The organism is Nocardia brasiliensis NBRC 14402 (assembly GCF_000308475.2).
Classification (GTDB): Bacteria; Actinomycetota; Actinomycetes; order Mycobacteriales; family Mycobacteriaceae; genus Nocardia; species Nocardia brasiliensis.
In genome coordinates this window covers 128328-141799 of the sequence record NZ_BAFT02000113.1, presented here as the reverse complement: position 1 = coordinate 141799, position 13472 = coordinate 128328, and the positions used below count along the sequence as shown (strand labels likewise).

Below are 13472 nucleotides of genomic sequence, written 5' to 3'. Positions count from 1 at the left end.
CCTGTAAGGGTCGAATTCGAGCAAAAAGTTCACTAGTTGGTGGAACGCGGGGTGCGAATGTCGTTAGAAACAAACGACATTCGCACTTACCGCCTAGTTCGCCAGGTCGTCGACGGTGGCGGCTTCGTTCCTGGACAGGTTGATGCCCAGGTTCGCCGCCGCGCGCTCGAGGTCCTCGTCGTCGCCGTCACGCATCTCGATCGCGGCGCCGTCCGAAGACAGCACCTCGACGTTGAGGCACAGCGACTGGAGTTCCTTGAGGAGCACCTTGAACGACTCCGGAATGCCCGGCTCCGGAATGTTCTCGCCCTTGACGATCGCCTCGTAGACCTTCACGCGACCGACCACGTCGTCGGACTTGATGGTGAGCAGTTCCTGCAGCGTGTAAGCCGCGCCGTAGGCCTGCATCGCCCAGCACTCCATTTCACCGAAGCGCTGGCCACCGAACTGGGCCTTACCGCCGAGCGGCTGCTGGGTGATCATCGAGTACGGACCGGTCGAGCGGGCGTGGATCTTGTCGTCGACCAGGTGGTGCAGCTTCAGGATGTACATGTAGCCGACCGCCACCGGGTACGGGAACGGTTCACCCGAACGCCCGTCGAGCAGCGTCGCCTTGCCGTTGTCGTCGACCATGCGCTCGCCGTCGCGGTTCGGCAGGGTCGAGGCCAGCAGACCGGTGAGCTCCTCCTCGCGGGCACCGTCGAAGACGGGGGTCGCGATGTTGGAGTTCGACGGTGCGCCGAGCATCTCCTCCGGCAGCGCCTTCGCCCAGTCGGGACGGGTCCCGTCCGTGGCGACGTCGACGTTCCAGCCGGCCTTGCCGATCCACCCGAGGTGGGTTTCCAGGATCTGGCCGATGTTCATACGACGCGGCACACCGTGGGTGTTGAGGATGATGTCGACCGGGGTGCCGTCGGGCAGGAAGGGCATGTCCTCGGTGGGCAGGATCTTGCCGATGACACCCTTGTTGCCGTGGCGGCCGGCGAGCTTGTCACCGTCTTGGATCTTGCGCTTCTGCGCGACGTAGACGCGCACCAGCTCGTTCACCCCGGGAGGCAGGTCGTCGTCGTCCTCGCGGGAGAACACCCGGATACCGATGACCTTGCCGGACTCGCCGTGGGGCACCTTGAGCGAGGTGTCGCGCACCTCGCGGGCCTTCTCCCCGAAGATCGCGCGCAGCAACCGCTCTTCCGGGGTCAGCTCGGTCTCGCCCTTGGGGGTGACCTTGCCGACCAGGATGTCGCCGTCGCGGACCTCGGCGCCGATGCGCACGATGCCACGCTCGTCGAGGTCGGCCAGGACCTCGTCGGAGACGTTGGGGATATCGCGGGTGATCTCCTCGGCACCGAGCTTGGTGTCGCGGGCGTCGATCTCGTGCTCTTCGATGTGGATCGAGGTCAGCACGTCCTCTTCCACGAGGCGCTGCGACAGGATGATCGCGTCCTCGTAGTTGTGGCCCTCCCACGGCATGATCGCCACGAGCAGGTTCTTGCCCAGCGCCATCTCACCGTTCTCGGTGCACGGACCATCGGCGAGCACCTGACCGGTCTCGACCCGCTGACCCTCGTCCACGATCGGCCGCTGGTTCGCACAGGTGCCCTGGTTGGAACGGGCGAACTTGCGCATCCGGTAGCTCTTGCGCGTGCCGTCGTCGGCCATCACGGTGACGTAGTCGGCGGAAACCTCCTCGACCACACCGCCCTTCTCGTTCACCACGACATCGCCGGCGTCGACGGCGGCGCGCAGCTCCATGCCGGTGCCCACCACGGGGGCCTCGGAACGGATCAGCGGCACGGCCTGACGCTGCATGTTCGCACCCATCAGGGCGCGGTTGGCGTCGTCGTGCTCGAGGAACGGGATCATCGCGGTCGCGACCGACACCATCTGACGCGGCGAGACGTCCATGTAGTCGACCTCGGACGCGGGCACGAGCTCGTTCTCCTCGTTGCCGCGGCGGCAGAGCACCCGGTCCTCGAGGAAGCGACCCTCCGCGTCGACCGGCGAGTTGGCCTGCGCGCGCACGTGCCGGTCTTCCTCGTCGGCGGTGAGGTACTTGACCTCGTCGGTGACCTTGCCGTCGATCACCCGGCGGTACGGCGTCTCGATGAAGCCGAACGGGTTGACCCGCGCGTACACCGACAGCGAACCGATCAGGCCGATGTTCGGGCCTTCCGGGGTCTCGATCGGGCACATGCGGCCGTAGTGCGAGGTGTGCACGTCGCGCACCTCCAGGCCGGCCCGCTCACGAGACAGACCACCCGGGCCCAGCGCCGAGAGGCGGCGCTTGTGGGTCAGACCCGACAGCGGGTTGTTCTGGTCCATGAACTGCGACAGCTGGGAGGTTCCGAAGAACTCCTTGATCGCGGCGACGACCGGGCGGATGTTGATCAGGGTCTGCGGCGTGATCGCCTCGACGTCCTGGGTGGTCATCCGCTCGCGGACCACGCGCTCCATCCGGGACAGGCCGACCCGGATCTGGTTCTGGATCAGCTCGCCGACGGTACGCAGGCGACGGTTGCCGAAGTGGTCGATATCGTCGATCTCGACCGGGACCTCTTCGCCGCCGGGGGCGGTCATCGCGCGGTCACCCGCGTGCAGGCGGACCAGGTACTCGATCGTGGAGACGATGTCTTCCTTGGTCAGCACCGAGCCGGTGACCTGCTCGCCGAGGTGGATGCCGAGCTTCTTGTTGATCTTGTAGCGACCCACGCGGGCGAGGTCGTAGCGCTTCTCCTTGAAGAACAGGTTCTCCAGCAGGGTCTGCGCGGACTCCTTGGTCGGCGGTTCGCCCGGACGCAGCTTGCGGTAGATGTCCAGCAGCGCCTCGTCCTGACCGGCGGTGTTGTCCTTCTCCAGGGTCGACATCATGATCTCGGAGAAACCGAAGCGCTCCACGATCTCTTCGGTCGTCCAGCCGAGCGCCTTCAGCAGCACCGTGACGGGCTGGCGGCGCTTGCGGTCGATGCGGACGCCGACGGTGTCGCGCTTGTCGACGTCGAACTCCAGCCACGCGCCACGCGACGGGATGACGCGCACGCTGTGCAGGTCCTTCTCGGTGGCCTTGTCGACCGAGTGGTCGAAGTAGACGCCCGGCGAGCGGACCAGCTGCGAGACGACGACGCGCTCGGTGCCGTTGATGATGAACGTGCCCTTGTCGGTCATCATCGGGAAATCACCCATGAAGACCGTCTGGCTCTTGATCTCACCGGTGTTGTTGTTGATGAACTCCGCGGTGACGAACAGCGGCGCCGCGTAGGTCATGTCCTTGTCTTTGCACTCGTCGATCGAGGCCTTGACCTCTTCGAACCGAGGATCAGAGAAAGACAGGGACATCGAGCCGGAGAAGTCCTCGATCGGCGACAGCTCCTCGAGCACCTCCTCGAGTCCCCCGACTAGCCCGACGTCGCCGCGCGCGGCAACTTTTTCACGCCATGACGGCGAACCGATCAACCATGCAAATGAGTCCGTCTGTAGATCGAGAAGTCCGGGCACCTCCAAGGGTTCACGGATCTTCGCGAAAGACACCCGCAACGGGGCTCCGGGGATTCCGGCAACTGCCTTGGTCTGGGTGGAGACTGCCAAGATGCGTCCTTCCAGCACCTCACGCGCGTCGCGTGGTGGTCCGCGACCGTCGCTTGTCTGCTACGAATTCCGCTGGTTACGACCCAAACAAAACCCGAACAGGCAACAACGGAAGTAACACCGGAAGGTGGAACTTACGTGTGCAAATCGAGGTATGGACAGGAGGCAGCCAGCGCAACGTCCAACCGTACACCAATCGTCACGGGGGTGTCAACCTACCACCCGTGCGCACATTCACGTGGCTGGCGCGCCGTGTCCGAATCGCTGGCTGCGTCGAGGACGACGGGGCGCTGGGAACCCACTGTGACAGCTGCCGCTGTTGTGAATAGCGTGACTGGTCGGGCGAAACTCGTCAAGTAGGCGCGAGAGCGACCGATCACTGGTCGACGATGTCGCTGGCCAGCCAGCGGTCGCCCACCTTCTGCATGTGCAGCACGATCGGACCTGCGACGCTCTGCTGTGCCACGCCGTTCTTGGTAGCACTGACCACCAGGTTGACCAGCAGTTCGGCCCGGTCGTCGGCGAGCAAGGTCACGCCGATCGGATCGGCCTTGGCATCCGCGCTCGTCTGCGCCTGCTTCACCGCCGAAATGGTGGTGTCGGCGTACTTGTCGAGATCGGCGAGCATCTTGCCGGTGAGCACCTGCTTGGCCGCGTCCCGGTACCCGTCGATGTTCTTCACGTCGTAGGCGTAGACGGTCCGCAACGCGTGATCGGCGGCCGCCCGCACCTCTTCGGTGGTCTTGTTGTCGACGAACGCCCGGTTCGAGTCGTCCACGCCCGGGCGCAGCGCGGCAACCACCGCGAATCCGCCGAGCAACACCGCGGCGATCAGGCAGCCCGCGACCAGAGTCCAGAACGAACGGTTCGATCGCGGCGCACGGACCCGTGCTGTGCGGGCACGCGCGGGCTCGGGGCGTTGCTCCGCGCGTGCTTGCCGCTTGCCGACCGGACGGGAAGTACCCGTCACGCGCGGCTTGCGGACCGGCGTGTTGCGCGGCGTGCCGGTGCGCGACGCACCGGTCCGCGACTGCTGTTCCGCGCCGGGTTGCCGCTTGGGCGTGAGCCGGTTGACCGGTTTACGAGAAGTCATGGTGTCGCTCCTACGATCCCGGTTTCGGCGCGGCGGGCGGCTGCTCGACCGGCGGCTGATCGACCGGCGGCTGATCGACCGGCGGCTGATCGCCGGCGGGCGGCTGCGGCGACTGGCCCTGCCCACCGCTGAGCAGCACCGGCTGGCTCAACGAGGAGATCTGCTCGGCCTTCCACACCTCGCCTGTTTTGGCGACGTCGACATTCCAGGTGTAGCGGTATTCGGCCGGCGGCTTGTCCTTGCCGAGCTCGGTCACCTGCAGCACCACCAGCGCGGAGGCCTTGTCCTTTTCGCTGTTCAGCGTGGTCACGGCGGCGCCGAGCACCTTGGAGGTCATGCCGACGTCGGTCTGCTTCGCGAGCTGCTCGGCCTGATCCTTGTTCTTCTCCGCCGACTCGAGCAGCGCGCCGGTCATCGAGGAGCGGGCCAGTGCGAGCGAGCCCGGCACGTCGTCGAGGTTCATCGAGGTCATGTTGAGCGCGGCCTGGCGGGCGGCGTCGAGGGCGTTGTCGCGGGCGTCCGCGCGTGGGGCGTCGCTGACCGCGGCACGGATCCAGCCCGCGCCGAACCAGACGGCGGCGACCAGGGCGACGACCATCAGCACCGCCGAGCCGGCCAGCACGAGAGTGCGCCAGATCCCGGAGCCGGCCCGCACGTCCGAACCCGCGGCCGTGTCCTGCTTGTCCTTTTTCATGTCCACGGCGGCAGCCCCCTCGGCCTGCGCCGCGTCCGCCGTGTCCACATCACTCACTGCTACGCCTCGAGTTTTCCTTCGCTTCGCTCACGCGTATTCACCTAACGTCGTCGGTCCGGTCACCGCTTCGGCGTGACGCCCATCAGGGTGGCCATCTGGATGGCGATCGGGCTCAGGTCGAGCCGTTCCGGATCGGTCTTGGGGGTGCTGTCCCAGGGCTGCACGATGTTCGGATCGGCGAGCGCGGCCCGCTCACCGCCGCGCACCGCGGTTGGGTTACCCTGCGGCACAAGGCATTTCGCATCCTTGTTGAACGGGAACTCGTCGCGGGTGTCGTCGAAGTCGGGGTTCTGCGCCTTCATCTGCTCGAGGATCCGCTGCGTTCCCTCGTACCCGACAGTACAGGCGGGCGGGTTGTTGGTTTCCAGCACGAGCCCGAAGTGGGTGGTGCCGTCGCCGGGCGCGGTGGCCGAGCCGCCGATCGAGAGCTGCGGGATCATCTGCAGCAGCGGGCGGATCGCGAAGAACTTGGGCGAGATCGCCAGCAGCAGCTGACGCAGGTTACCCAGGTCCTGGGTGAGCGCGCCGCCGCTCTCGTGCAGCAGCGCGCCGATCTGCTGCCCCGCGTCGTTGCCGGTACCGATCAACCTGCGGATATCCGGATCGCTGGAGCGCAGCTGCGCGGTCAGCTTGTCCAGGCCGTCGCTGAACTGACGGATCGCGTCGGACTGCTCGGCCTGGGTGCCGAGCGCGACCTTGCCGTCCCGGATCAGCTGAATGGTCTGCGGCAGCGTTTCGTTGAACGTGGTGGTGAACTTGTTCAGCGAATCGACGAAGACCTGCAGGTCGTCGCCCTTGCCGTTGAATGCCTTGCCGAGTTCGCGCACGGTGGTGTTCAGCGCGGCGAGATCGACCGAGCGGGTGAACGTGTCCACGCTGGCGACCAGCTGCTGCACCGGCACCGGCGTGGTGGCCGAGGTGATCACCGAGCCGTCGCGCAGGTAGGGCCCGGAATCGCGGTCCGGTTGCAAATCGACGTATTGCTCACCGATCGCGGATCGGTTGGCCACCACGGCTTTCGCGGACGCGGGGATCTCCGGCGAATCCGAGTCGATGATCAGGTTCATCAGCACGCCGTCGCCGGTGAGTTCCAGGGTGCCGACCCGGCCGACCGGCACGCCGCGATAGGTCACCTCGGCGCCCTTGTAGATGCCGCCGGTCTGGTCTGCCTGCACTTTCACGCCGTACTGGCCGAAACCCAGCATATGGTCGAGCCGGATGTACTTGGCGCCGACGAACACCACGCCGACCACCGCGACGACCACGAACGCGAGCAGCTGCCAGCGCACCAACTTCGTCATCGCGGACCACCCACTCCCAGTTGCTCCAGAATCGCCCCGACCGGATTCGGCGGCACGCCCGGCGCGGGCGGCTGGGCCATGTTCGGCGGCAGCGGCAGGATCGAGATCGTCGGCCAGCCCGCACGCGGGCCGTTGCCGTTGTAGTACGGGTTGGTCGGATTCACCGGCACCGGCGGACCGAAGGTGGGCGGGATGTACTCCGGATTCGGTTTGCCCACACCGAGATTGCTCAGCGTGACGCCGATCTGCTGATCCACCGACAGCCAGGTGTTCACCGAACCGCCGAAGGTGGATTCCAGCGTGGAGTCCGGGAAGGGATAGGTCGGGATCAGCGGGAACGCGGTGACCAGATCCGGTGCGGACTTGCCGAGTTCCTGCAGCGTCGGACGCAACGAGGTGAGGTCGCGGATCAGATCGTCTTTCGAGTGGTCGAGCACATCGAAACCGGCCTGCCCCACCCGGTCCAGCTGGGTCAGCAGACCGACGAGCTGGGGTCGCTGCTGCTCCAGGATCTGCACGCCCTCGGGCAGTTCGTCGAGGATCTTGCCGATCTGCTCGGTCTGCTGACTGACCCGGCTGCTCAGCACGTCGAGGCCGTCGAGTGCCCGCGTGATGTCGTTGACCTGGTCGTCGAGACCTTTGATCAGCGTGTTCGCCTGATCGAGCAGCGAGCGCACCCGCTCCTCCCGGCCGCCGAGGGTCTTGTTCAGTTCCGTGACGATCGGTTGCAGCTGGGCGACGCCACCACCGTTGAGCAGCAACGACATCGCGCCGAGCACCTGCTCGATCTCGGTGGCGTGCCGGGTGCGATCGACCGTGATCACCGCGCCGTCGCGCAGCTTCGCGGCGGCCGGATCGGCCGGCTTGGACAGCTCGATGAACTTCTCGCCCAGCAGGTTCGACTGCCGCACTTCGGCGTGCGCGTTGTCGGGCAGGTCCACCGAGGAGTTCACCACGGTGCGCACCGTCGCGGTCCACTGGTCCTTGCCGATGGTGATCTCTTCGACCCGGCCGACCGGCACGCCCTCCACCTTGACCGCGGACTGCGGCACCAGATCGAGCACGTCGTCGAACTGGATATCGATGCGCATCGGATGGTCGCCGACGTCCGCGCCGCCGGGCAGCGGGACGCTGTAGATGCCGTCGGATGCGCACGAGGTGACCAGGGCGGCGGCCAGGCCGGTCGCCAGCGCGATACCGAAACCCCTTGTGACGGAACGGATTCTGCTACTCACCGCGCACCTCCCTGAGACGGCGGCAGCTGGTCCGACGGCGTGCCGGGCACGGTGCCGGGCACCGGAGCGCGCTGCTGGTTCTCGCCGCTGAGAATGCCGAACGGCAGGATCAGCGTCGGCGTCTTCACCCCCGCGGTGATCTGATCGGAGATCTCCTGGCAGTGGTCCAGGATCGGGCGCATCTGCCGGCCCAGCGCCTCGAATTGCGGATCGCCCGGCCGCAGCTTGGACACATCGACCAGCTTGCACATCACGCCGAACGGATCCTGCAGGTCGGTGAAGTTGGCCCGCATGTCGAGGGTGCCGGATTCGGCGTTGTGGATGTTGATCAGGTTGCTCAGCGCCACCGGCAGTACCGGCAGCGCCGCCGCCAGATCGTCGCGCTGTTTGGCCAGCGTCTCGGTGAGCTGGGTCAGGCCCTCGGCATTGCTGGCGATCAGCTCACGGTTGTTGTCGATGAACCGGGCGACGTCGCCGAGCGCGACGGACAGCAGGTTCAGCGCGGCGCCGAGATCGTCACGCTCGTTCGCGAGGAAGCTGGACAGATCGGCGAGCTGGACGTTGAACTGGCGCACCTGCGCGTCGTTGCGGGCCAGCATGGTGACGAAGGTCTGCAGATTCTTGACCGTGTCGAAGATGTCACCGCGCGCGTCGGACAGGTACTTGGCCGCCTTGGACAGCTGAGTGAGGCTGTTGGCCAGCGCTTCACCGTTGCCGTCGAGGTTCGCCGCGCCGGTCCGGACCAGGTCGTTGACCGCGCCCTCTTTGTTGGCGCCGTTGGGGCCCAACGCATCCGAGAGTTCGGTGATGCTCTTGTACAGCTGGTCGACCTCGACCGGGGTGACCGTGCGATCGCGCGCGATGGTCGCCGTGCGCGGCATTTTCGGCCCGCCGGTGTACACCGGGGTGAGCTGGATGTAGCGGTCGGACACGATCGAGGGGGTGATCTGCGCGGCCCGCGCGTCGGCGGGCACATCGAAGCGGCGATCGACGCTCATCACGATCTTGACCTGATCGCCCTGCGGTTCGACCGAATCCACCGAACCGACCGGGACACCGAGGATTCGCACGTCCGAACCCTCGTAGATGCCCACCGAACGATCGAAGTACGCGGTGATCCTGGTGGTGGTCATCCGGTCGAACAGCCACCACAGCACCCCGGCCACGATCAGCACGGCCACCAGGACGAGCGCGATCGCGACCTTGGTCCCCCGGCCCGAACTACGCAGTGCGGTCAGCCGATCCGCCATGTCAGTTACCTCCCATGGTGCGGATCGGCGGACGGTTGCCGGGGATGTCGGGCAGGGCGGGCGGAAGCAGGTTCACGATCACCGCGTCGAACCAGCGACCGGTGCCGAGCACGTTGGCGTAGATCCCGTAGAACGGAGCCGCGAGCTCCAAAGTCTTGGAAATGTTCTGCTGGTTGGCATTCAGCAGATCGATCGAGCCGCGCAGGTTCTTCAGCGCCGGGCCGATCTGCTCCTCGTTGTCGTGCACCAGGGCGGTCAGCTCGGCGGATACGGTCTTGGCGCCGTCGAGCAGCTGCGCGATGGACTGCTGCCGGATGTTCAGCTCGGCCAGCAGTTGCCCGCCCGAGCTGAGCAGGCGCTCGAATTCCGCGTTGCGATCGGCGAGCACCTGGGTGGTCTGCCTGGTCGCCGCGAACAGCTTCTTGAGCTGCTCGTCCCGCTTGGCCAGCGTCTCCGAGAGCCGGGCGACGCCGTCGATCGAACCGCGGATCTCCGGCGGCGTGGTCGCGAACGCGTCGGAGAGCACCCGCATGCTGGTGGCCAGCTGAGCGGTGTCGATCTGGTCGATGTTCTCCGCGGCGTCGGAGAACGCGTCCACCACGTCGTACGGAGCGACGGTGCGCGACAACGGGATTCGCTTGCTCGGGTCGGCGGTGCCGGAACCCTTCGGGTCCAGCGCCAGATACTTCTGCCCGAGCACCGTCTTGATCTGGATCGAGGCGGTGGTCTCGCTGCCGATCCAGGCGTTCTGGGTCCGGAAATCGACGAGCACCTTGGCACCGTCGAGCCGGACGTCGTCCACCGCACCGACCTTGACGCCCGCGATCCGGACCTCGTTGCCCTTCTTCAGGCCGGCCGCCTCGGAGAACTCGGCGGTGTATTTGGTGCCCGCACCGATGATCGGCAGCCGGTCCAAGAAGAAGGCCGACATCGTCACCAGCAACACCAGCACCAGTCCGAGCACGCCCATGAAGGCGGGGCTGCGGCGTCCGAGCAATACGCGGTCGTCCATCAGCGGGCCTTCCCGGAGCAGCGCGGCGCGGCGTTGGTGTACAGCGGCTGGTTGATCGTCGGCAGCCCGGCGGGCAGGTTGAGCTGCGGCGCGTCCACCGCGCCCGGCCCGACCACGATGTCGATACCGCACAGGTAGAACTGGAACCAGGAGCCGTAACTGCCCACGCGCCCGAGCTTTTCCATCTTCAGCGGCAGGTTCGTCAAAGCCTCGTTGACCTCGTCCTTGCGCTCGTTCAGCGTGCCGGTGAGCTGGCTCAGTCCGGCAATCGAGCCCTGCAGCGTGGGCCGCACGGGGACCAGCAGATCGCCGGTGGCCGAGGCCAGGTTGCCGAGCGAGGTGACCGAGCGGCCGATGGTGTCGCGTTCCGCGGACAACCCGCTGACCAGGGCTTCGGTATTGACGATGAGCTGATCGAACTGGTCGTCGCGCTGGTTCACGGTGTCGAGCACCGCGGTCAGGTTGCGCACCAGCTCACCGATCACGGCGTCCTTGTCCGCGATCTTGTTGGTCAGGCTCGCCGTGGTGGTCACCAGATCGTGGATGGTGCCCTGCTCCCCCTGGAACACCTGGATGATCTCGAACGAGAGCTTGTTCACGTCGTCGGCGGTCAGCGTCCGGAACAGCGGACGGAAACCGTTGAACAGCGTGGTGAGGTTCAGCGCGGGACGGGTGTGCTCCAGCGGGATGGTGCCGCCCTTGTTGAGCTTGCGGCCCTGCTCGCCGGTGCCCTGCTCGAGCGCGATGTAGCGCTGACCGACCAGGTTCCGGTACCGGATGGTGGCGATGGTCGAGGCGGGCAGCCAATCACGGTCGGTGAGTTCGAATTTCACCTCGGCCAGCCGCTTGTCCACGATCGAGACATCGGTGACCTTGCCGACCCGCACACCCGCGACGCGCACCTCGTCGCCCGGGTTCAGCGAGGTGACATCGGTGAACCGGGCCTTGAACGCGGTACCGCCGCCGCTGTAGTTCGCGATGGACAGCGCGAGCACCGTCGTCGCGAACAACGTCACGATGACGAAGATGATCAACTTGGTGAGCGGCCCGCCGAGGCCGCGCAGCTGCTGTTTGATCGCGTTCATCGCACGCTCACCTCGCTGCCGCGGAACGCGGGCGCACCGGCCCTGGTCACCCAGCTCGGTACCTGGTCAGGCGAAACACCTTGGGCCGCACCGTAGATCGCGCCCAGCGAGTGCTGTTCCATGGGCGAGCCCGCGATGGTCGCGACGTTGCCCGCGGGATACACGCCGTACTGCGGCGGTGACATCTGCCCCGCGTTGATATCGCCGGGGTTGCGGCTGGGAACGGCGTAGGAGCCGTCGTTGCTCGGACCGCCGGTGGTGTACTGCCCCGGATCGACGCCGAGCGGCTTCTCCGGAATGCACCACGGTCCACGGGTGTCCAGCCACCGCGGCTCGTCCTGGTTGGGCAGGTACCTGCCGCGGTTGTTGGTCAGCTCGATGGTCACCCGCGACCCGGGCTGGGCCTCCCCCTTGCCGAGGATCCGGTCGATGCGCGGCTTGAGCTGCGCGAAGTTCGCCATCGCGCACGGGAAGGTCGGCGAGTAGGTGGCCAGGTCCTCCAGCAGCGGACGCGAATCCGCGGCCAGATCGATGATGTTGTCGCGGTTGGCCACCAAGAAGTCGGCGGTGTCCGACGAGGTCGGCGTCAGCACGGCGTACAGCGAGTCGATGTCCCAGCGGCGCTGCACGATGGTCGCGTTGGTGGTGCGCAGGTTGTCCAGCGCCTGCACCAGCTGCGGCGCCGCGTCGGAGTAGGTGGCCGCGACCGTGGCGAAGCTGCGCAGATCGTCCTGCAGGTCCGGCAGCACGCCGTTGACCTCGCGGAAGATGGTGTCGAGCTTGTCCACGCTCTCGCCGAGCGCGAGGCCCTGACCCGACAGCGCCTGGGAGAGCGCGCCGAGGGTGGCGGCGAGGTCCTGCGGCGGAATCGCCTGCAGCAGCGGCATCAGATCGTCGAGCAGCTTGCTCAGCTCGATCGCGTTGCCGCTCTTGTCCTGTTGCAGCGTTACGCCGTTGGTCAGGTGCGTCGCGCTGCGCTCGGCCGGGATCATCAGATCCACATAGCGCTCGCCGAACAGGGTCTTGGGTAGCAGGCGCGCGGTCGCGTTGGACGGGATCTGGTCGGCCTTGTCCGGCTGAATGGCCAGGTTCAAGGTCACCTTGCCGTTGTCCGAACGGCTGGAGCGCACCTCGCCGACCGTGACGCCGCGGACCTTCACATCCGCGTTCTTGGTCAGCGCGTTGCCCACGCTGTCGGTCACCAGGTCGACGTCGACGGTCTTCACGAACTGCTTGTTGTAGATCGCGATGGTGGTCGCCAGGAACAGCGCGACCACCACGAAGAAGGCGATGCCGAGCAATCGCACCCGGAGCTTCTCGGTCGAGCGCCACAGCTGCACGCGGTTCATCCCGCCACCCGCACCGTCGTGGTCGTCCCCCAGATCGCCAGGCTCAGGAAGAAGTCGAGCACGTTCACCAGCACGATCGCGGCGCGTACCGCGCGACCGACCGCGACGCCGACACCCGCGGGTCCGCCGGTGGCGTGGAAGCCGTAGTAGCAGTGCACCATGATGATCACGAAGGCGAAGACCAGCACCTTCAAGAACGAATAGAGCACGTCTTCCGGTGGTAGGAACAGGCTGAAGTAGTGGTCGTAGGACCCGCTGGACTGCCCGTTGAACCAGATGCTGATCATCCGGGACGCGAGGAAGGTGCCGAGCAGGCCGACGATGTAGAGCGGGATGACCGCGAGGAAGCCGGCGATCACGCGGGTGGTGACCAGGAACGGCACACCGGGCACGGCCATCACCTCGAGCGCGTCGATCTCCTCGGAGATCCGCATGGCGCCGAGCTGGGCGGTGAAACCGCAGCCCACCGTCGCCGAGAGCGCCAAAGCCGCGACCAGCGGCGCGATCTCGCGGGTGTTGATGTAGGCGGTGAGGAAGCCGGTGAGCACGGAGCTGCCGAGCGCGTCGAGGGCCTTGAAGCCCTGCAGGCCGACCACGACGCCGACCGAGCCGGACATGAACACGATGACGCCGATGGTGCCGCCGATCACCGCGAGCGCGCCGCTACCGAAGGTCACCTCGGCGAGCAGCCGCATGACCTCCTTGCGGTAGTGCACGGCGGTGCGCGGAATCCAGGCGATGGCGCGCGAGTAGAACGACATCTGCTCGCCCGCCCGGTCGATCACCTTCAGCGGTGACCGTGCGATATTTC

Annotated in this window: 10 protein-coding genes; all 10 read right to left on the bottom strand. The window is 66.6% G+C overall.

What is annotated here, in order from left to right:
• Window positions 1–93 precede the first annotated feature (93 nt).
• Window positions 94–3600: a DNA-directed RNA polymerase subunit beta gene (gene rpoB, locus TY25_RS39985; RefSeq protein WP_014988479.1), complete on the bottom strand. Its 3507-nt coding sequence runs from the start codon at window positions 3598–3600 to the stop codon at window positions 94–96.
• A 358-nt stretch (window positions 3601–3958) separates the two neighbouring features.
• Window positions 3959–4675: a hypothetical protein gene (locus TY25_RS39980; RefSeq protein WP_042265445.1), complete on the bottom strand. Its 717-nt coding sequence runs from the start codon at window positions 4673–4675 to the stop codon at window positions 3959–3961.
• Between the two features lie 10 nt (window positions 4676–4685).
• Complete coding sequence (locus tag TY25_RS41130) at window positions 4686–5426, bottom strand: hypothetical protein (RefSeq protein WP_052383501.1); 741 nt, start codon at window positions 5424–5426, stop codon at window positions 4686–4688.
• Window positions 5427–5488: 62 nt separating this feature from the next.
• Window positions 5489–6730 carry an MCE family protein gene (locus tag TY25_RS39970; RefSeq protein WP_042265443.1) on the bottom strand — a complete coding sequence of 414 codons (1242 nt, stop codon included), beginning with the start codon at window positions 6728–6730 and terminating at the stop codon, window positions 5489–5491.
• The gene (locus tag TY25_RS39965; RefSeq protein ID WP_081869396.1) at window positions 6727–7965 is read right to left on the bottom strand and encodes an MCE family protein; all 1239 of its coding nucleotides are present in this window, start codon (window positions 7963–7965) and stop codon (window positions 6727–6729) included. The genes TY25_RS39970 and TY25_RS39965 overlap by 4 nt, the downstream gene beginning before the upstream one ends.
• Window positions 7962–9215, bottom strand: coding sequence for an MCE family protein (locus TY25_RS39960; protein ID WP_042265440.1), 1254 nt, complete (start codon window positions 9213–9215; stop codon window positions 7962–7964). Before TY25_RS39960 ends, TY25_RS39965 begins: the two co-directional genes overlap by 4 nt.
• A 1-nt stretch (window position 9216) precedes the next feature.
• A complete protein-coding gene (locus tag TY25_RS39955; protein ID WP_042265438.1) occupies window positions 9217–10227 on the bottom strand; it encodes an MCE family protein in 1011 nt (336 codons plus the stop codon).
• Window positions 10227–11312, bottom strand: coding sequence for an MCE family protein (locus tag TY25_RS39950; protein ID WP_226887155.1), 1086 nt, complete (start codon window positions 11310–11312; stop codon window positions 10227–10229). Before TY25_RS39950 ends, TY25_RS39955 begins: the two co-directional genes overlap by 1 nt.
• Window positions 11309–12661, bottom strand: coding sequence for an MCE family protein (locus TY25_RS39945; protein WP_042265436.1), 1353 nt, complete (start codon window positions 12659–12661; stop codon window positions 11309–11311). Before TY25_RS39945 ends, TY25_RS39950 begins: the two co-directional genes overlap by 4 nt.
• Window positions 12658–13422: an ABC transporter permease gene (locus TY25_RS39940; RefSeq protein ID WP_226887528.1), complete on the bottom strand. Its 765-nt coding sequence runs from the start codon at window positions 13420–13422 to the stop codon at window positions 12658–12660. The genes TY25_RS39945 and TY25_RS39940 overlap by 4 nt, the downstream gene beginning before the upstream one ends.
• Window positions 13423–13472 lie beyond the last annotated feature (50 nt).

Bases quoted from the DNA above. Each gene is read 5' to 3' on its own strand.
- TY25_RS39970 (WP_042265443.1), bottom strand. From the start codon at position 6,730: ATGACGAAGTTGGTGCGCTGGCAGCTGCTCGCGTTCGTGGTCGTCGCG.
- TY25_RS39945 (WP_042265436.1), bottom strand. From the start codon at position 12,661: ATGAACCGCGTGCAGCTGTGGCGCTCGACCGAGAAGCTCCGGGTGCGA.
- TY25_RS39950 (WP_226887155.1), bottom strand. From the start codon at position 11,312: ATGAACGCGATCAAACAGCAGCTGCGCGGCCTCGGCGGGCCGCTCACC.
- TY25_RS39940 (WP_226887528.1), bottom strand. From the start codon at position 13,422: ATGTCGTTCTACTCGCGCGCCATCGCCTGGATTCCGCGCACCGCCGTG.
- TY25_RS39955 (WP_042265438.1), bottom strand. From the start codon at position 10,227: ATGGACGACCGCGTATTGCTCGGACGCCGCAGCCCCGCCTTCATGGGC.
- TY25_RS39980 (WP_042265445.1), bottom strand. From the start codon at position 4,675: ATGACTTCTCGTAAACCGGTCAACCGGCTCACGCCCAAGCGGCAACCC.
- TY25_RS39960 (WP_042265440.1), bottom strand. From the start codon at position 9,215: ATGGCGGATCGGCTGACCGCACTGCGTAGTTCGGGCCGGGGGACCAAG.